Raw genomic sequence first — 18,583 nt, 5'->3', positions numbered from 1 at the left:
CTCACTCAGTCCCATCGAATACCGGGCGAGCCTCGGAATAACGGCATAAACCAGTCCAAGTTTTACGCCGCACCCCCCTCGCCGCTAAGTGGATCAATTTGATTCGTTGTGTGCGAGCGGTGCTGCGCAGAACGTTAAATGCGGCATCCCGTCCAAGTTGCAGTTGAGCCAACACATTGCAGGTGCTGAACGGGGAGCGCATTGCGCGTGGCTGGTCAGCCAACCTCGGGTCGCTATTTCAATAGCCGCGCGGCTGCACTTGACAACGTAGCCTCGGTCCGAAAATACCCCAGCACCGTCGCCACGCTGTGGTGGCCCGTCATCGCCATGGTTTCCGCCAGCGGCACCTTCTGCCGCCCGGCCTCGGTCACAAATCCCGAACGCAAGGAATGCGCAGAAAAATCCCCCTCAATGCCTGCGAGTGCACAGCGCATTTTCACAATATCACGCACCGCCGCAGGGGAGAGCGCTTCACCCACATGGCCACCTTTGCGCACCCGCCTAAAAATCGCCCCTGACGTGATGCCACTGGTCTGCAGCCAAGCATCCAAGGCTTCCGCCGCAGGACCCAATACCGGCTTGGTATTTTCCGGCTGATCTGCCCCCGATTGGTTGGTCTTGGAGAAGGCGAGGGTATAGCTGAACCCGTCCGGGATGCGTTTCAAGAACTGCATGTCGGCCCCGGCGACTTCCGAGCGGCGGCGACCACCGCTGGCCCAAGCAAACAGGAGGAGGGCGCGGTCACGGATGCCGCGGGGCGAATCGTCGCAGGTGGCCAGCAAGGCCTGCAACGGATCCTGGGTCAGGGCATCTTTCTTCTGAGGTAAGGCGCCACGCTTGGCGTAGGCCTTTCGGGTCCGCGACAGCAGCTCGCGCACCTTAGGGTCATGGCAGGGGTTCTTCAGCTCGCGCAGCTGGTGCGCCTTAGACAGCACCGCGATGCGGTGCACCAGGGTGTTGTGCGCCATGGCACCGAGACGGCCTTTGTAGCCGGCCTCGACCAGGGCCAGGTCGATTTCGGGCGGCAGCTCGGACACCAGGCCCTTGGCTGTCGTGCGCTCGGCGTGGTCGACGATGAACTGCAGCACGCAAGCCGTCGGCAGCGGTAAGCCAATCTGACCGCCGTAGCGCAGGCCGTACCAAGCGGCCCAGTAGCGCAAGGCACCGCGGTAGCTGGCCAGGGTGTTCTGCGATTCGCCTTCACGCAGCAAATCCTCGACGGCGCGCTGGGTGACATCCGTCAGTTCAGTGGGCTGCAGAGCCGGTGTTTTGCGGAGACTGGGGAGACGCATGCTGCTTCAAAGTGGATTATTGTTACTTAACACATGTAGTATGTATGATCTATTACATAAATTATAGATAAGTCACGATAATCTTTTCTTATCGTTGGTAAATATAACAAGGAGTAGGGCGATGCAGTCAAAAAATACGCGGGGTGTGCAGCAAGACGATGTCTGGGCAGCGGCGGACGCCCTGATCGCCGAAGGTCTGCGCCCGACCATCGAGCGCGTGCGCCTGAAAATAGGTCGCGGCTCGCCGAATACGGTGGGGCCTCTGCTGGAGGCCTGGTTCGCCACTTTAGGACCGCGGCTGGGCGTCGGTCCGGAACGGGAGGAGGCGGGCGGTCTGCCGGCTGCCGTGCAGCAGGCCAGCGTCAAACTCTGGGAGGCCGCCCTGTCCCAGGCACGCAAGGAAGTTGACATGGCGGCGGTGGCGGCGCGACAGGCACTGGCGGACAAGCGCACCATCTTCGAATCCCGGGTGGCCGAGCTGGCCCAGCAGGAGGCGGTTTTTGCGGAACGGCAGGCGGCGGCTGACAGGGCACTCCTGGTCGCACAGGAGCAGATGGCTGATCTGGCCCAGCGCTTGCAGGAGGCACGGACTCTCCTGGCTGAACGGGACGGGGAAATCGAGGCGCTTCAGTTGAAGCTATCGGCTTTAGAACAGCAGAGAGATGCAGAACGGCTGCACACCGAAGAAGAACGCCAACGCCACGCTGGCGAACGTGGTCGGCTGGAGGAACGCGCGGCCGCGAATGAACGCCGGCTTATGCAAGACATCGATCGCGAACGACAAGAGTCGAAGCTGGCCAAAGTCGCGTTGGCGACGGCAACGCAGCGGGCAGACGAATCCCAGCAGCAGTCGGAACGGAACAAGAAACAGCTGACCGACAAGTTGTTGCATGCCGACGCAGAACTACGGTCGACCCGCCAGGCGCTAGCGTCTACCGAGGAGCGCGCATCGGAACTCCGTGCCTTACTGGATGCACAAGTTGCCACGGGCGCAGCCACCCTGAAGCAGCTGGACCTGCTCGTGGCGAATCAAGCCATACCAAAATCCGCCAATGTCACCAAGCGAGTGCGGATATCGAAGCTCCGCACAGATCGCAGTGCTGCGGACGCCCAAGAATGAACCAGGGTAAGCGAATTTCTCCAAACGTCGGCAACGGTATGGTGCAAGCGATCAAAGACATGGGTGCCACGGCAAGGCTTGCCCGCATCGAATCGGGAGAGCCGGGCATTGCCATCACTATTAAATTGCAGTTACTGGCACCGATGGCGCATCACAAGGTTAGGCTCGCAGCCGGAAAATGTGACCCTACCGTTACGGAGTAAGGTAAGCATGCCCAGTCACAATAGAAAAGAGATTGTGCGCTTCGCAATCCAGACTTTGGCACCATTGGTGCGGGCATCAGGAACTCTCATTCTTGGGGATGGATTGGCCCCAAGTTACAGGACACTTGAGGTTCGAGGGTTGGTGCTCATCTATGTGGAGCAAGTGTTGCTCGACCCGACACGAGCGAAGTTGCAGTCGTCACTGGACATTTGGCCCGCCGGTGATCGAAAGGTCCTCGGCATATGCTGGGAACCGCTCGAGATTTCTAGTTTCAGACCAGGCGATTGGATTGAGACCTTGATTGACATGGCCTATCACAGCGCTGGCACAAAGAGTAAGCGTGATCTCTAAAGGAAGAGCGCTTCAAAGTCGCTATGGCGCACTTCGGCCAGATTGCTGTAATTTCCCGGGATCAATCAATTTTTTGGACGGTTTTGACTCGCCGGACAGTTCCGTCCAATGTTGTCGCGTTTTATGGCTGCCAGCCAAAATAGCCGTTTTTTGTCGCTAACCTGTCAAATTACCGTATTTGTGTTCGGTACTTTCGATGCGACAACATTTCGGTAACTTGCCAGGTTTCGATTGGATTAGCTAAATGTTGTCGCAAAACGCAGAATTGAACACCCAATTTCTGTCGGACGGCTGCTGGGGCTGATCGATAGTCTTTGCGCTTGTGCATTAATTTATACGATGTATATTATGTTAAGTTTTAAATCATGAATCTTGGTTTGACTAGCTGGCTGCACTGCCATTGACCATGAGCCGGGCCTGGCTCCAATCAGCCCTTGCACTTGGCCATAGCTAAGGGGAACGACAGGCCAACTGCCCCCTCCCGTGATGTACATCAGGTCGGAACCCAACACCACTGATCCTCATATGTCGCTGGTCGGTGCTACATCGTGCGGCATTGGCCGACGAATGGGCAGCGTGACGCGAAACGTAGTGCCTTGCCCTATGGTGCTTTCCACCTCAATGCGCCCCTGGTGTTTTTGCACAATGCCATATGACAACGACAGTCCCAGTCCCGTACCCTTGCCCACCGGCTTCGTAGTGAAGAAGGGTTCAAAAATGCGTTTGAGCGTGTCTGGTGGAATACCTGCACCATTGTCGGCAACCTCCAGCCACACATCCTCTCCCGCGGAGCCTGTACGTATCGTGATGCGCCCGCGCGCATCACCCATGGCATGTGCTGCATTGACTACAAGATTCATCACCACCTGGTTAATCTGCGAAGCCAAGCATTCGACGTCAGGGATATCTCCATATTCCTTGACCACATCAGCCTTGTATTTGACTTCGCTGGCCACCACATTTAAGGTGGATTCAATACCATGGTGCAGATTGGCCCATTCCCATTCCTGCGTCGAATCCACGCGAGAAAAGTCCTTCAGATCTTGCACGATCTGGCGCACCCGCATAATGCCCTGTTGCGATTCGCGCATCAGCACGGGAATATCCTCTTTTAAGAAATCCAACTCAATTTCTTCACGCAGCTTGCGTAACCTAATTGCAACCTCAGGAGCAGCTATGCTGCCTTCGGCATTTTCAAATGCCTCCAGCATCTGGAAAAGCTGGGTCAAATATCCCTCCAGTGTGCTGAAGTTCGAAAAGATATAGCCAATCGGGTTGTTGATCTCATGTGCCACACCAGCTGCAAGCTGACCGATGGAGGCAAGTTTTTCTGATTGCACCAGCTGACCTTGCAGATGCTTGCGTTCCTCTATCTCTAGTTGCAATGCTTCGTTGCTAGCACTTAACTCCTTGGTGCGTTCGCGCACAGCCTCCTCCAGCCGCGTAAACTGTTCGGATGAGTCTTGTGCCATCTGCCACTTGGCAGTCAATGAAGATGCCAGTTGGTAGACCTCAATCGCATCGAACGGTTTCTTTAGAATCAACAGCCGATCGCGCGCGTCCAGCCGGGCCAGCACCTCATCCCAGGAGGCATCTGCATATGCTGTGCAAATCACGATCTGCAGTCGCGGATCTTCCCTCCACAGGTGCTCGATAGTTTGCACGCCATCCCAGCCAGGCGGCATACGCATATCGACAAAGGCCATCGCGTAAGGTCTTGAGTCATGCAATGAAGCTTGTACCTTGGCCAGCCCTTCTCGTCCCTGGTAGGCCGAATCAAGTAAGAAGGCGTCAACGGCGGGCTGATCAGCATCACCAAACAAAGCCCTCTCTACCGCACCGAGCTCGACACGCTCCGACACCTGGGGCGCGAGCACCTTGCGAAAATCCTCGTGGATGGCGGGCATATCGTCAATCAGCAAAATACGCCGATTAGGTAGTTGGTTCATTGCTGGCCCTCTTGGGTGTCTATAGGTATATCGAGGGTAAACGTAGCTCCTTGCCCAGTTCCACTACTATGCGCAGACAAGCTTCCGCCCATTTCCTGTGCCGCTATTACACAGCTGTGTAGACCGAAGCCGTGCCCGGTTTTTCGGGTAGTGAAACCATGCGCGAAGATACGCGCCATATTTTCTGGCGCAATGCCTTCGCCATTGTCGGCCACGGTGATACGCAGCGCCCTCCCCTGTTCCGAAATGACAAGACGCGCTCCCAACGTGATAGTGGGATTGGCTAGCCCCAGACCATCCAGGGCTTGCTTGGAATTGCCGATCAGGTTCACCAAAATCTGCAATACGCGATGTCGATCCACCGAGAGAGCGGGCAGTGCATCAAAGTCTTTGACGATCTGCACTTTATGGCGCACAAGGGAGCTGACATTCATGCGCAGCGCATCTTCCACCAATTCATTCCAGCGTACCGATTCAACCACGCGCGGGGCACTAGCGTGCGACTGCTGAGTCGCGACGATTTCCTTGATATGGTCAACACTCTTGGCCAGCAGGACAAGTTCTTCTGCCATGGCCCTATGTTCCAAATCCAATGCCTGAGCCAATTCACGCAGGTAAATCGGTAACAACTTGCCCCTTGCGTCTTTCGTCAAAAATTCACTCAATGCATCAGCATGTTCATCCATCAGGCCCACAGCACGCGTCAGGCCTTTGAGTTTTGAGTTCCTCAACTGTGCGCTGAGCATATCCGTGGAGACATTGACACTATTAAGAATGTTGCCCACGTTGTGTAGTACGTTGGTAGCAATCTCGGCCATGCCTGCCAAACGTGAGGCATCGACCAGCTTTTTGTGCACGTCTTCGATCGTTCTCTCCGCCTCTTTCAATTTGGAGATGTTTTTAGAGGTACCAAATGTGCCAATGAGGCGTCCATCTCTGTCACGCCAGGGGCACTTTGTCGAGAGATGCCAGTCAGCCTGTCCGTCCGCATTGACTGCGACGATTTCGCTCTTTTCGATCATAGGCTGCCCCGTGCGCAGCACCTCCTGCTCATCTTTTGCGAATTCTGCCGCATGCTCAATGCCGTAAATATCAGCATCTGTTTTACCAATGACATACTCCTTGAACGCATCGACACTCTGCAAATACGGAGGTAAGGTGTCGTCCGCATCCGCCGGTAACGCTGCACGAAGTCGGTTTATTGCCGTTTGCATAAGGCTGCTGATCTCAGAACGGCTGAGCTGAACGAAGCGTGATTGCAGGTCTTTAAAGAATATCGAATCCGGCAGGTTTTCCATAAGTGTCGCGAGTAAATCCCGCTGGTAAGCCAACTCCGCTTCTGCTTGCTTGATAGCCGAAATATCCTTGGTAATACCAAACGTACCAATAATCACACCATCTTTATTGCGTAACGGCATTTTGGTGGTCAGCGCCCAGGTATCCGGTCGGCCATCCTGCCAAGTTTCCCGCTCCACCTTGTTGATGATGGGTTGACCGGTCCGGATGATTTCCTGTTCATCTTCATACGCAGGGCGAGCATGCTCTTCGGAAAAGATATCGAAATCCGTCTTGCCCACCAGCTCATCTACAGACCTTCCTCCAAATTGGTGGGCCTGAGCCGTGCTGCACTTGATAAAACGCGATTGGATGTCCTTGAAATAAATGTGATCTGGAGAGCTGTTCAACAGCATCCACAACAAGTCTCGCTCGTAAATGAGCTTCTCCTCGGTCTGCTTGCGCTCCGTCACGTCTTGGCATGCCCCTTGGATACGGACAATCAAGCCGGCAGCGTCCCGCGCAGCTTCGCCCATACCGCGAACCCATATGTGCCGGCCTTTGGCCGTGAGCACTTCCAATTCCAAGTCAAAAGACGTGCCCTGCTGAACACATGCGTCAAAAGCATTACGGGCAGCGGCTTGCGATTGTGGAGCATAAAAACCGAAAACCTGCTCAAGCTCAGGAGCCGTGCCTGGAGGCAAGTCATGGATCGCGCACATCTCGTCCGACCAACTAATGCGGTTGTCCGGCAGATCAACAGTCCAACCACCCAGCTGTGCAATGCGTCCGGCCATGTTCAGCAGGGTTTGGTTAAGAGGATTCTCTTTTTCTTGGGTCATGGCAGTATGAAGTCCTCTTGGAAGTTGCTTTCATTTGTCACCCATCTCGGTCCGACAAAGTGGAGTGAAGTGGCATCTTGTCAGGATGCCCATGCTTCTTGAACTTATTTTTACGGCGAGTAATCGTCGGCAAGACAGATCGGCTTTCGTCAATTCGATTGCCATCTAGACCTTCTTGCGCACGACGCAGAACGACACGGAACGTCCCATGCAGGCGGTCGGTTGCTCTTACAAAGATTGCACTATGCAGGCAAGTAGGCTCCTGGTGGCATCCATATGTAGGAGGATGAGGGTTTTCCCTTGGTGCAAACCACGACAGTTTGCACGGAACCCGATATCACGCGTGGTTGCATTGGGTCAGTTGCCCATCCGCTTGGAGTGAAGCATCCTTACTCATGCAGCCTTGTTTCCCTCGGCGTTCAGCAACTGTCTTAACGGCTCTAAGTTCGTGGCAAAGTTGATATGGTTTGCCCACAGAGTTAGATTCTGGGTGTAAAGTGTTTCGAGCGGCTGGGACGGACGGTAGTGCGTTCGACACGCTGCAGGAGGCCACAGACATATGGATGTTCCAATGCACAACATGCTTGCGTCCCCCCCTTTTTTTGTGCGCGACGACCAAGTACGATCCAGGCCCGGCGCGCAAGCGGTACTAAGTATCGTATGAACAGCGCAATACCTGTCCCCTCTGTGGAGCCTCTGGATCAGCACGCAATGTTGGCCAATCTATCCACCGATACCTATCGGCTCTTGATGGATCACGTGCAGGCTGCCGTGTTTGTCGTACAGCATGATCGCTTCATTTATGCGAATCCAAATCTGACCCAACTGTTTGGCTACCCATTGGAAGAAATGCTTGACGGAATGGATCCTATATTGCTGACAGCGCCAGAGTACCGTGACGCGGTGCGTATGCGTTCGCAGGCGAGGATGGTGGGAGGTGGCGGCGACTTTTACGAGATCGAATGCCTTCGTAAAGATGGGGCTCGTTTTTCGGCCCAGGTCCGGGGTATACGGATTGAGTTGCCTGGCGGGGCAGCTAATCTGGTGACCTTGCACGATGTCAGCGATATCAAGCGCACTTCCCGTATTGCAGAGTCCAGGGCGCAGCTGCTAAGCAATGTGGAAGAAGTGGCCCGCATTGGCTCAGCTGAAATGGACCTAGCCACGGGGGCTGTGACGCTGTCCTCTGGAATGTTCAATATTTTCGGTGAAACGCCCAACGAGGCCATCGTGACACGAGATTGGCTGTTTTCGCGGGTACCGGCAGCGGACCGCCCATATGTACAGGCCATCAGCGAAGGAGTTTCTCCTGGTGAAATTTGTGAATTTCAGCACCGCATTGTGCATGCTGACGGGAGCTTGCGCACCGTACTGCACCGTGGTGTCGCCGAGGCCGATATTCAGGGGCGGACCGTGCGATCGGTCACCATATTGCAGGACATTACCGTACAACGCGCCGCTGAGCAACGCCTGGATGCGATGGCCAATACCGATGAGATAACGGGCCTGCATAACCGCAATGCCTTCAGCCAGCGTCTGGAAACGGTGCTGCATGAAGCCGACAGAAAAGAGGCCCAGATTGCCGTACTTGGCATCCAGATCGGTCAATTGAAATTGGTGAGCGAATCTCTGGGTAAGGCAGGTGGAAATCTTTTGCTGGCCGCAGTGGCGATGCGACTGCAAGAAAACATCGAGGCAGGCGATGAACTGGCACATTTTGGCAGCGGCGAATTTGCTGTTCTCAAGGCGCGTGATGGCGCAGTAGATGAAAACATGGCGGTGCAGCTTGCCGCGAACCTGATGGACGCATTAGCTATGCCTTTGGTGGTAGCAGACAATGAAATCAGGGTGAATTGCGCCATGGGAATTGCTTTGTTTCCCATGCATGGCCGGGAGCCTGAAGAACTGTTGAACCACATGCAAGCTGCGACCTACCATGCTGAGGCCAAAGGCAAAAACGAGATTGGTGTCTTTAGTGAGGATATGCAGTCAAAAGCGGTGACACGGCTGGCGTTGGAGTCCGGTTTACGGCGTGCGCTGGAGCGCCAGGAGTTTGAGTTGTATTACCAGCCCAAATTGGATCTTGCGAGCGGTGCGGTCATAGGGGCCGAAGCTTTGTTGCAATGGAATGCACCCGAACTGCCGTCGGGTGCCCGTTCTGCATTTCTGGATGTTGCGGAAGAGACCGGATTGATCGTGCCCATTGGGGAATGGGTGCTGCGCACATTGTGCGAGCAGTCTTTGGAATGGCAGCGCTTAGGGCTAACGTTAGGGAGGGTGGCGATGAATCTGTCTGCAAGGCAACTGCTGCAGCCCGATATCGTACGGCGTATACAAGCCATATTGACAGAAACCGGACTTGAGCCCCGCTATTTGGGCCTAGAAATCACTGAAGCAGTATTGGTCGGTGAGCGCGTGCACGTAACACGTGTCCTGAGCGAGCTGAACGCCCTGGGTATTGAAATATCCCTGGAGGATTTTGGCACTGGTTACTCCAATCTGAGCTACTTGCGCACCCTTCCCATCAATGTGGTCAAGGTGGACCGTTCTTTTGTACACGATGTCACCGCCGCTTCGCAAGATGTCTCCATTACCCGAGCCATTATCAACATGGCCCACAGCTTGCAAATGAAAGTGTTGGCCGAAGGCGTAGAGACCGAAGGGCAGCTTGCCCTGTTGATAGCAAACCACTGCGATCAAATGCAGGGACACTATTTCAGCGCATCTATATCTGCCAATGCGATGAGTGAAATACTGCGGCAAGGTCGGCAACTGCCCGAACACCTTTTGCTGCGACGCACGCACCAGCGCACCTTGCTGCTAGTGGACGATGAGGACAATATCGTTGCCGCACTCAAGCGGCTGCTGCGTCGTGATGGCTACCATATCGTGACAGCCAACAGTGGCGCCCAGGGTTTGCAACGATTGGCCGAGCATTCGGTGGATGTAATCGTATCCGACCAGCGTATGCCTGGGATGACAGGTGTGGAATTCTTGCGCCGTGCCAAGGAGCTGTATCCCGATACCGTGCGCATGGTTTTGTCAGGGTATACCGAATTGCAGTCCATCACGGATGCTATCAATGAGGGTGCCATTTATAAGTTCCTGACTAAGCCCTGGGATGACGAACGCTTGCGCGGCCACATTGCAGAAGCCTTTTCGCATAAGGAAATGGCGGATGAGAATCGCCGTCTGGGCAGCGCGGTGATCGTAGCGAACCAGGAGCTGAGTGCGGTGAATGAGCGTTTGCAAAAGCTGCTAGAGGCTCAACAGGCGCAGATCAGCCGGGAATCAAACAGCCTGGTCGTGGCTCGCGAGGTGCTGGACTCTATTCCTACGGCTGTCATCGGCCTGGATCTTTCGGGAATGGTGGCTTTCGTCAACGCCGATGCTGAAAAACTGTTTGGCAGTGGCGCATTGTTGCTGGGCTGTGATGCGGAAGAGGTTTTCTCGCCCGAGCTGCTGCAGGTCTGGCGTGAGGGAGATGGCAGCTACCACCAACTGCACCTGTTTGAAAAGACCTACGGAGTTGTATGCCGGATGATTGGTGGGGCTGGCCAATCACGAGGCAAGCTCCTAGTATTGACATCAGTTGACGCTCAGTTATCAGTGCACTAACGATGCAAAAAAATACCATCTCTTTAATAGATGTGCCAGAAGCTGCGGTCCTGGCAGAGCCTGTGCTGGATGCTCAGCAGCAAGTTTTGCTGCCTGCTGGAACCGTATTAACACCCGCTCTGGTGACGGGCTTGCGTGATCGCGGAGTAGTCTCCGTGGTTGTGTTGGCGCCTGTTGAGCTGGAATCCGAAGCCGTCCGGGGCGAGCGTCAAGTGGCTATGGAACAGCGCCTGCAATACCTGTTCAGGTATGTACATCAGTCTGGTGAAGCCAACCCGCTGCTTAAATTGGTATCTGCATACCGGCAGGAGAGCATGCCGTGAACACTTTATCGACCGAGGATATTTTGTTTAGCGCGCGTGGTTTACCTGCGCTGCCTGCTATCGTAATGGAGCTAATTCAGTGCATGAACGATCCGCATGTCAACATGGAGCAATTGGCACTAAAGATCTCGCACGACCAAGCCTTGACATCCAAGACGTTGCGCTTAGCAAATTCTTCGTTTTATGGTTTGTCGCGTCAAGTAACTTCGATTGCAGAAGCAACCCCCATTTTGGGTATGCGTACACTGCGCAGCATTGCAATTGCGGCAGGTCTAGTGGATAAGTTGCAACGACAGGCAGATTCCAATTTTGACCTTGCTTCCTTCTGGCGGCATTCAATTGGCACCGCTTTGTGCGCTCGTGCTTTGGCGCAGGTCGCAGGTCTAGACGAAGATACTGCTTTCACCCTAGGTCTGCTCCATGATATTGGCCGCTTGGTCTTGGCCACACGACACAGCAGGGACTATGCCGCAGCCATGGCATACCGGCGTGAGCAAGATTGCTCCAGTCAACAAGCCGAACAGTTTGTATGGGGGACGGACCATACACAGGTTGGAAAAGTGGTAGCTGAGCATTGGAATTTCGCCCCCTCAATTGCAGATGCGATAGCGAACCACCACAATCCTTTGCCTCAGCCGAAAAAAAGCCTGGTTGATGTGCTGCATGTGGCTGACAACATTGTTCACGCGCTGGACTTGTCGCACTACAGGGAGGATATGGTGCCGCCGCTGTCCATGGCTGCGTGGTCTCGCTTGGCGTTGGATGAGAGTGCGTATACCCAAGTGTTTCGGGCTACGGAGGCGCAATATGAGTCTATGTGCCAGATTCTCTTAACCTAGGAGACGCATCTTGACTACAAATAGCCATTCTTTGGCTCCCGCTGTGGGAGATGTGGGGGCGTTATCTGATGTGAGCGAAAATTTGACGGGCGACCAGGTTAAGGAGCTACTGCGTGCAAATGAAGAGTTGAAGCAAGTCAATGCTCGACTGTCAGACGCTCAGGACAAACTGATGCAATCCGAGAAGTTAGCATCGATTGGCCAGTTGGCTGCCGGTGTGGCCCATGAAATCAACAATCCGATTGGCTTCATTTTTTCTAACTTCGGAACACTGGAGCGTTATCTTGACGATCTGTTCCAGATGCTGTCGGCCTATGAGCAAGCCGAACCGGCATTGGCGGGTACGCCGTTGGGAGGGCAACTGAAGGCTTTGCGCGAGAAGGTTGAACTAGACTTTCTGAAAGAAGACATTCCGTCGCTGATGAACGAGTCTAAAGACGGCATCACACGAGTACGCAATATTGTGCAAAATTTGAAGGACTTTTCGCGTGTAGACACCACGCAGGAATGGGTTCAGGCGGATCTGCACCATGGCATTGTTTCGACCTTGAACATCGTAAACAATGAGATCAAATACAAGGCTGATGTGCTCAAAGAATTTGGTGAAATTCCAGATATTGAATGCCTGCCGTCCGAGCTCAACCAAGTGTTTATGAATTTGCTAGTAAATGCTGCGCATTCTATTCAAGTTGAACGGGGCACCATCACAATCCGCACGGGACAAGAAGGCGACAATGTGTGGGTAGAAGTTCAGGACAATGGTGGCGGCATTTCCAAGGAAAATCTGGGTCGGATTTTTGATCCATTCTTTACCACCAAACCGGTCGGCAAGGGAACTGGCTTGGGCTTGTCTCTTTCTTATGGCATTGTGAAAAAACATTTTGGCCATATCGATGTTTCTAGCGAGATAGGTGTGGGAACCCGGTTCAAAGTAACCCTTCCGATAGTTCATCCACGAGAGGCTGAGCTGTGAATACTGCACTCGAATCGGTAAGTAATCAGCCTACGAGTGTGGCGGACGAGAGTTCTGCCGCGGCAGACTTGCCTGCATGGCGAATTCTGTGTGTGGATGATGAGCCGAATATCGTGGCCGCATTACGCCGACTATTTCGCGGTAGTGGTTACAGCGTTATTACGGCAACCAGTGGTGCCGAGGCGCTAGAGCTACTCGCGCAGTCGCCTGTAGACCTGGTTTTCTCCGACATGCGAATGCCAAATATGGATGGAGCCCAATTCCTGGCGCAGGTGCGTGAGCGATGGCCGCTGACCATACGGGTACTTCTTACGGGCTATTCAGACATCAAGTCCACTATTGCGGCAATCAATAGTGGCGAGGTGTACCGCTACATCACCAAACCTTGGGATGATGTCGAAGTTCTTACAACAGCCCGACAAGTATTTGAACGCCAAACACTTGAGCGTGAAAAGCGTCGACTGGAATCCTTGCTCCAAGACAAGAACAAGGAGCTCACCGAGCTCAATGCGACCTTGGAAGAAAAAGTAGTAGCGCGCACCAGCGAGCTGTCACTATTGACCCAGAAGTTGAAAAAAAACTATCTGACCTCAATCAAGGTATTTTCCAACGTCATGGAGTGGCGGGGCGGACAATTATCTGGACATGCGCGGCGAGTGGCAGACTTGGCGCGACGTACCGGGCGCGCCATGGGTATGGGCGAAACCGAGCAGCAAGATCTATTTATTGCCTGCTTGGTGCACGACATTGGGCAGATCGGCCTTTCCGACAGCATACTGGCGCGACCCGTGGCGCGGTTGACCGTGGATGAGTTGGCGCTTTACCGCAAGCATCCTGTGCTGGGTGAGCAGGCCTTAATGGCCATGGACGATATGCATGGTGTGGCGACCCTGATTCGTGCGCACCACGAACGACATGATGGACAAGGCTACCCTGACGGTATTGCAGGTGATGCTATCCCGGTGGGGGCGCGTATCTTGGCCGTGACGGATACCTATGACGACTTGTTGCATGGTCATCTAAGTACAGGCAACTTGGCCGCGCAGGATGCCCGGGCCATGATTTCCCGTGGGCGGGGCACACAGTTCCATCCCGAAGTGGTGGATGTGTTTTTGCAGGTGCTGCTCCAAGCCTCGTCCGTGGATGAGGCTCCGCCGGTGATGACATCCACAGAGAATCTGCGGCCAGGCATGGTGCTCGCGCAGGATCTACTTTCCAGCGAAGGGGGCGTGCTTATAGCGGCTGACCATGTTTTCTCCGTAGAGTTGATTCGGCGGCTGCGCTTGCGTGAAAGCCGTGACGGAGTGCATATGCTGCTACCTATCAAAAAATCGTCCTGGAGGCCCTGATGCAACAACGGATTTTGCTGCTGGACGATGAAGAGCATGTGCTATCTGCGCTTAAGCGCATGTTGCGGGTGGGTTTTGGTGCGGAGTTAGGGGTAGAAACTACAGTGGATCCCGAATTGGCCTTGGCCAAATTGAAGGAGTCTCCTTTTGATGTCGTAGTTTCCGACTTCCGAATGCCCTTGATGAATGGCTCAGAGTTTCTGGCTTTGGTGCGGTATATCCAACCCCATGCGGTACGTATGATTCTGAGTGCCTCGTCCGATTTCGACAGCCTTATGCAGGTGGTCAATGACGTTGAAATATTCCGCTACCTGGTCAAGCCCTGGGTTGAAAAAGACTTTATCGACCATGTTCGACAAGCATTGGAGAGAGCCGGGCAGCAGCGCTACGAGCGGGAGCTGGCCGACGTAGGACGGCAGCAATTTAACGAATTGAGCTCTGTTGAAATAGAAAAAAAACGCTTGGAAGCCATAGAGCCCGGCATTACCCGGGTGGAGTGGGGCCCGCAGGGGGAGGTTCTGTTGCCTATTCCCCCCCTCACCGACACAAACGACAAAAGTTAAACGCGATAGCTCTTGCAAAGCGTTTGTTGAGTCACTGCGCCCAGGCAGTTGGGGCTATTTTTGTACGTTGGCCAAGGACGGCAAGGGCTCACCCTTGGAAAAATCTCACCGTTGAGTCCCTAGTACACCCTTATATTTTGCGGTGTCCCGATTCAAAGTGCAGGAAGGCCTCGCGTAAATCTGAGCGTAGCATCCCCTCATCCCAGGGTTTGGTAAGAAATTTGTAGATAGCACCGCGGTTGATTGCCTCTGAGACACTGCGCAGATCGGCGTAACCGGAAAGAACTAAACGGACGGTATGAGGATGGAGATCGCGGACTCGCGAAAGAAACTCAGAGCCACTCATTTCCGGCATGCGCTGGTCCGAGACAATCACTTGCACCGGATGGATCGATAGAAGTTCCAAGCCTTCCCGTGCACTACTAGCTGTGATGATATCGTAGCCATCCAAACGCAACACGCGTTTGAGCGCAGACAGCACATTCGCTTCATCGTCCACCAAAAGCAATGTCCGACGTTCGTGAGTGGGCTGGGGCGGGAGGATCAGGGTCCTCCGCAGTACCAGCAGTTCTTCGAAGTCGTCTGCTGGTAAAGGTCGACTGAAGTAATAGCCCTGCATCTCGTCACAATGGTGTTGACGCAGGTAATTCGCCTGCCCTTCGGTTTCCACGCCTTCGGCGATCACCGACATACGCAAATTGTGGGCGAGACCAATGATCGCCAAGCATATAGCTGCGTCTTCAGGCTCGGTGGTCAGGTTGCACACAAAAGATTGATCTATCTTCAAGTGATCGATAGGCAAACGCCGCAGTCGACTAAGTGAAGAATGGCCAGTGCCAAAATCATCCAACGATATCTTGATACCAGTCGTCCTTAGCTCTTGCAACGTAGCTGCGGCCTCATCAACACTGTCCATCAACGTGGATTCAGTGATTTCCATTTCTAGGTACTTGGCATCCAGTTGGTTGGCCGCAAGTTCCTGGCGGATAAATTGAACTAAATTCTTCTGGCGAAACTGAAGCGCCGACAGGTTGACTGCCACCGGCGGCACAGATAGGCCACGATCCAGCCAAACACGTTGCTGCCGACAGACGTTCTGGACCACCCATTCACCAAGCGGCAAGATCAGACCCGTTTTCTCAGCCATGGGAATGAATTCCGATGGAGGAACCAAGCCCCGCTCAGGGTGCTGCCATCGTATCAGTGCTTCGGCACCACAAATGTCACCGCCCGCCAAATTGACCCGAGGCTGGAAGTAAACCCTTAGTTCATTGAGCGCCAGCGCCCTCCGGAGTTCAAATTCCATAGTAAAAGTGCGTAATACGCTCGTTCCTTTCTGCTGAACAAAAACGAAACCGGCTGCCCCCTTTAAACTTCACATTTGGTATTCCGCAATAGGTTATCACCTTCAATGCCGTTCTTCAGGGTAATGCTGAAAAAGTCCAAAAATGGCACACGTAGAGGACTGAGCCATGAAGAAGTCGAACAAGTTTTCATCCGAGGTCCGCGAGTGTGCAGTGCGTATGGTGCAGGAGCAATGTCGCTGCAGTCACCCATCAGCTGCGATGCACTAACAACGTCTCGTAGACAAAGTTCTGCAGCACGACTTGCTTGGCTGCGTCAATATCGTGGAAGTTAATGCCGTGGGAATACACGGTCTGAAACGTGGCTCCATCGGCTGTACTGCCAGCCGATTGCTGCAGACTGCGGATGGAGGCTGTCGTTGCTATCGTGACCAACTGATCTGCGGTCTGGTCATTCAACGAAAACTCAATAGCTATGACGTCGCCAGTAATGCCTAGAGACTTGCTGGTGGAGATCAATGCGCCTGAAAGGCTGATATCCGAAAGTGTAGCTGTCGTAACGTCTTCAGCCTCTACCGGGCTTTTCACACGCACGGGTAAGTTTGCTTTGACGCGAACAGCTTTGCGTAAACCCACTTTTTGGATAGCTGCGGGAAAGGCCAGCAACATAAAGTTGCGAGGCGTTAGCACCACAGACTCAATTCGGCTATCAAAGGTAAAAACGGATACGCCTGTAAAGACCCGTATGACCACCCCCATGCCTTCTTGCAAGGCAACCATGGCGCCATTGTCTTGCGGAATTGTCAGTAACAGGTACTCGCCCGCGACAAAGCCGATCAGCGTTGAGTAATGCACCACAGCGTTGTCGTTATGGTTCAAAAGAATCTGGAGTCGTACGCCGACTTGTAGATTCATGTCTTCGAATGCAATGGTGTTCTTCTTGGTCATATGTATTGCTGGGCCTGCCACTCGCAGACAAGAGTCTGGCGGCTATGCCGCCGTGTCCGTCGCGCAAATTTTAGTCGCTCACATTCGGATACCCTAAGGAGCAGGAAAGACGGCAAGGTGTCTAAAAAAGCGAGAAATGCGAATGTGACAGCGAGAAGCGAACCGTGGGCGTACTGAAGTCATTGAAAGGTACGCCGAGTGCAATTTCCCCGGAGGCATGCAGCACGCAGTCATTGCGACGCAAAGGTACATCGTTATCGCTGCCGGCAAACCGCACCCAGGTGCCGAAGCTGCTCATATCGGTAAGAAAAAATGCCCCTTTACGCCATTCAATCTTGGCGTGCAGGCGGGATACACGGGGGTCCTCGATGAAGAATTCGGCAGTTTCGGCTCGTCCCAGGTGTACGGGCATAGCTGCAGACGAAAAGCTGCTACTGTGGTCCAGATAGGCCAGATGGATTTGCCCGGTAGAGCGCTCGACAGGGTGCTCGGTTTGCAGCAACGTGGCCTGCATAGTCAGGAACTCAGACACGGCACCGTCCTGCCATTCGAGTCGGTACAAAGGCAGGGGCTCCGCCCTGCCCCGTATGCTCACCGGCCCCAGGCGCAAAAAGCGCAGGCCAGAATCATCGCCCAACGCATCGACCAAGGCTTCAGTCATCCAGACCTGGTTGGCACCCGAAAGATCACTCAAGCGAGATGCAACATTGACCGCGTCTCCATAGCAGTCACCTTCCACCTCCACCACTTCGCCGTAGGCGATGCCGGCCTTGATTTCCATGCGAATGGCGGCCGGCCATTTCAGCAACCTGAGTTGGTGGCCACGCTGGATGTCGGTCACAGCGCGGACCGCATTTTCTGCATTGACAAAGACGGCCAATACACCGTCGCCCAGCTTTTTCACCACGCGACCCTGGTACGCCACGCAGACGTCACCGATCCATTGCGTCAACCGTGTCACCGTCTGTGCCGCTTTGGCATTGCCAAGAGCTTCATAGAAAGCAGTACTTCCGGTGAGATCGACAAATACGACGGTGGCCTGAACGCCCATGGTGCTAGCGATGTAGTGGTTGCGAAAAAAATACGATAGTGCCGTGAAATTATGCGGGCAAAGTGTGGTTCCCCCGCTGGGCTTCCAAGTATTGGAGGCTGATGTTATGCAAGCACATGCCTTAAAGTATGTTCCAAGCTGGCAAATGAAGGGTTTGCTCTATAAAGACTGCACGGGGCCATTGGGTCTTGGTATAAACGCGGGATTCAGTTACTCGTGCAATACCCATTTATTTGCCTATGGCCGCCCCTAAAAACTCCGTGCTGCTCAGCCTGTTCAGCTTTCTCCGTCCGGAGTCTGGCCGGGTGGATGCTCGGCAGGAGCAGCAGTTGGAGTTGATCCGCTCGACGATGCTGTCCTGCCTGGAGACGGCAGTGGCCGACCCCTCTTACTTGGAACGCAAGATACGTACCGCCAAGGATGTGCAGGTTTTGTGGTACCTGCGCGCGGACCTGATGGCTACTTTGGCCAGCCAGAGCGGGGAAATAGATGCACGCGCCAAGATGGAGCACGTTACACGGCTGTTCCAAGGCGCGTTGCCCCGCAGCCTGAAGGCGCGTCCTAGCTCACTGGGCAGCTAAG

15 protein-coding genes are annotated in these 18,583 nt (G+C 54.2%); 9 read left to right on the top strand and 6 right to left on the bottom strand.

From position 1 onward, the window contains the following. Positions 1–233: 233 nt before the first annotated feature. Positions 234–1,292, bottom strand: a complete 1,059-nt coding sequence (locus tag AC07R0_RS09845) for a site-specific integrase (RefSeq protein WP_495104664.1) — start codon at positions 1,290–1,292, stop codon at positions 234–236. A gap of 121 nt (positions 1,293–1,413) precedes the next feature. On the opposite strand from AC07R0_RS09845, the gene AC07R0_RS09840 reads away from it, so the two are divergent. Both AC07R0_RS09840 and AC07R0_RS09835 read left to right on the top strand, forming a co-directional pair. Beyond that, entirely contained in the window at positions 1,414–2,412 is a 999-nt protein-coding gene (locus AC07R0_RS09840; protein ID WP_495104663.1) for a DNA-binding protein, read from the top strand. Further along, the gene (locus AC07R0_RS09835; protein WP_495104662.1) at positions 2,409–2,615 is read left to right on the top strand and encodes a hypothetical protein; all 207 of its coding nucleotides are present in this window, start codon (positions 2,409–2,411) and stop codon (positions 2,613–2,615) included. Before AC07R0_RS09840 ends, AC07R0_RS09835 begins: the two co-directional genes overlap by 4 nt. Positions 2,616–3,488: 873 nt before the next feature. Here the strand turns inward: AC07R0_RS09835 and AC07R0_RS09830 are convergent. Further along, positions 3,489–4,916: an ATP-binding protein gene (locus AC07R0_RS09830; protein ID WP_495104661.1), complete on the bottom strand. Its 1,428-nt coding sequence runs from the start codon at positions 4,914–4,916 to the stop codon at positions 3,489–3,491. Then, on the bottom strand, positions 4,913–7,033 hold the full coding sequence (locus tag AC07R0_RS09825) for a PAS domain-containing protein (protein WP_495104660.1): 2,121 nt from the start codon (positions 7,031–7,033) through the stop codon (positions 4,913–4,915). Before AC07R0_RS09825 ends, AC07R0_RS09830 begins: the two co-directional genes overlap by 4 nt. A gap of 711 nt (positions 7,034–7,744) precedes the next feature. Between AC07R0_RS09825 and AC07R0_RS09820 the strand changes: the two genes are divergently transcribed. From AC07R0_RS09820 to AC07R0_RS09795, 6 genes are read left to right on the top strand one after another with little or no spacing between them, the layout of a single operon-like run. Then, positions 7,745–10,651, top strand: coding sequence for an EAL domain-containing protein (locus tag AC07R0_RS09820; RefSeq protein ID WP_495104659.1), 2,907 nt, complete (start codon positions 7,745–7,747; stop codon positions 10,649–10,651). A 2-nt stretch (positions 10,652–10,653) separates the two neighbouring features. After that, positions 10,654–10,974: a hypothetical protein gene (locus AC07R0_RS09815; RefSeq protein ID WP_495104658.1), complete on the top strand. Its 321-nt coding sequence runs from the start codon at positions 10,654–10,656 to the stop codon at positions 10,972–10,974. After that, the gene (locus tag AC07R0_RS09810; RefSeq protein WP_495104657.1) at positions 10,971–11,813 is read left to right on the top strand and encodes an HDOD domain-containing protein; all 843 of its coding nucleotides are present in this window, start codon (positions 10,971–10,973) and stop codon (positions 11,811–11,813) included. The genes AC07R0_RS09815 and AC07R0_RS09810 overlap by 4 nt, the downstream gene beginning before the upstream one ends. A 10-nt stretch (positions 11,814–11,823) precedes the next feature. Further along, positions 11,824–12,786: an ATP-binding protein gene (locus tag AC07R0_RS09805; RefSeq protein ID WP_495097787.1), complete on the top strand. Its 963-nt coding sequence runs from the start codon at positions 11,824–11,826 to the stop codon at positions 12,784–12,786. Further along, a complete protein-coding gene (nosR, locus tag AC07R0_RS09800) occupies positions 12,783–14,135 on the top strand; it encodes a response regulator c-di-GMP phosphodiesterase, NosR family (RefSeq protein ID WP_495104656.1) in 1,353 nt (450 codons plus the stop codon). The genes AC07R0_RS09805 and nosR overlap by 4 nt, the downstream gene beginning before the upstream one ends. Further along, positions 14,135–14,698, top strand: a complete 564-nt coding sequence (locus AC07R0_RS09795; protein WP_495104655.1) for a response regulator — start codon at positions 14,135–14,137, stop codon at positions 14,696–14,698. Before nosR ends, AC07R0_RS09795 begins: the two co-directional genes overlap by 1 nt. 130 nt (positions 14,699–14,828) lie before the next feature. On the opposite strand, the gene AC07R0_RS09790 is transcribed toward AC07R0_RS09795, so the two are convergent. The 3 genes from AC07R0_RS09790 to AC07R0_RS09780 all read right to left on the bottom strand — a co-directional run bounded on the left by AC07R0_RS09790 (position 14,829) and on the right by AC07R0_RS09780 (position 18,001). Further along, positions 14,829–16,004 carry an EAL domain-containing protein gene (locus AC07R0_RS09790; RefSeq protein WP_495104654.1) on the bottom strand — a complete coding sequence of 392 codons (1,176 nt, stop codon included), beginning with the start codon at positions 16,002–16,004 and terminating at the stop codon, positions 14,829–14,831. Positions 16,005–16,254: 250 nt separating this feature from the next. After that, the gene (locus tag AC07R0_RS09785) at positions 16,255–16,950 is read right to left on the bottom strand and encodes a flagellar brake protein (RefSeq protein WP_495104653.1); all 696 of its coding nucleotides are present in this window, start codon (positions 16,948–16,950) and stop codon (positions 16,255–16,257) included. 121 nt (positions 16,951–17,071) lie between these two features. Further along, entirely contained in the window at positions 17,072–18,001 is a 930-nt protein-coding gene (locus AC07R0_RS09780; protein ID WP_495104652.1) for an adenylate/guanylate cyclase domain-containing protein, read from the bottom strand. 239 nt (positions 18,002–18,240) lie between these two features. On the opposite strand from AC07R0_RS09780, the gene AC07R0_RS09775 reads away from it, so the two are divergent. After that, positions 18,241–18,582: a hypothetical protein gene (locus tag AC07R0_RS09775; protein ID WP_495104651.1), complete on the top strand. Its 342-nt coding sequence runs from the start codon at positions 18,241–18,243 to the stop codon at positions 18,580–18,582. Position 18,583: the final 1 nt, after the last annotated feature.

The sequence above is a fragment of the Rhodoferax sp. GW821-FHT07F03 genome (assembly GCF_059418745.1).
This window is presented reverse-complemented; position numbering and strand designations above follow the sequence as displayed.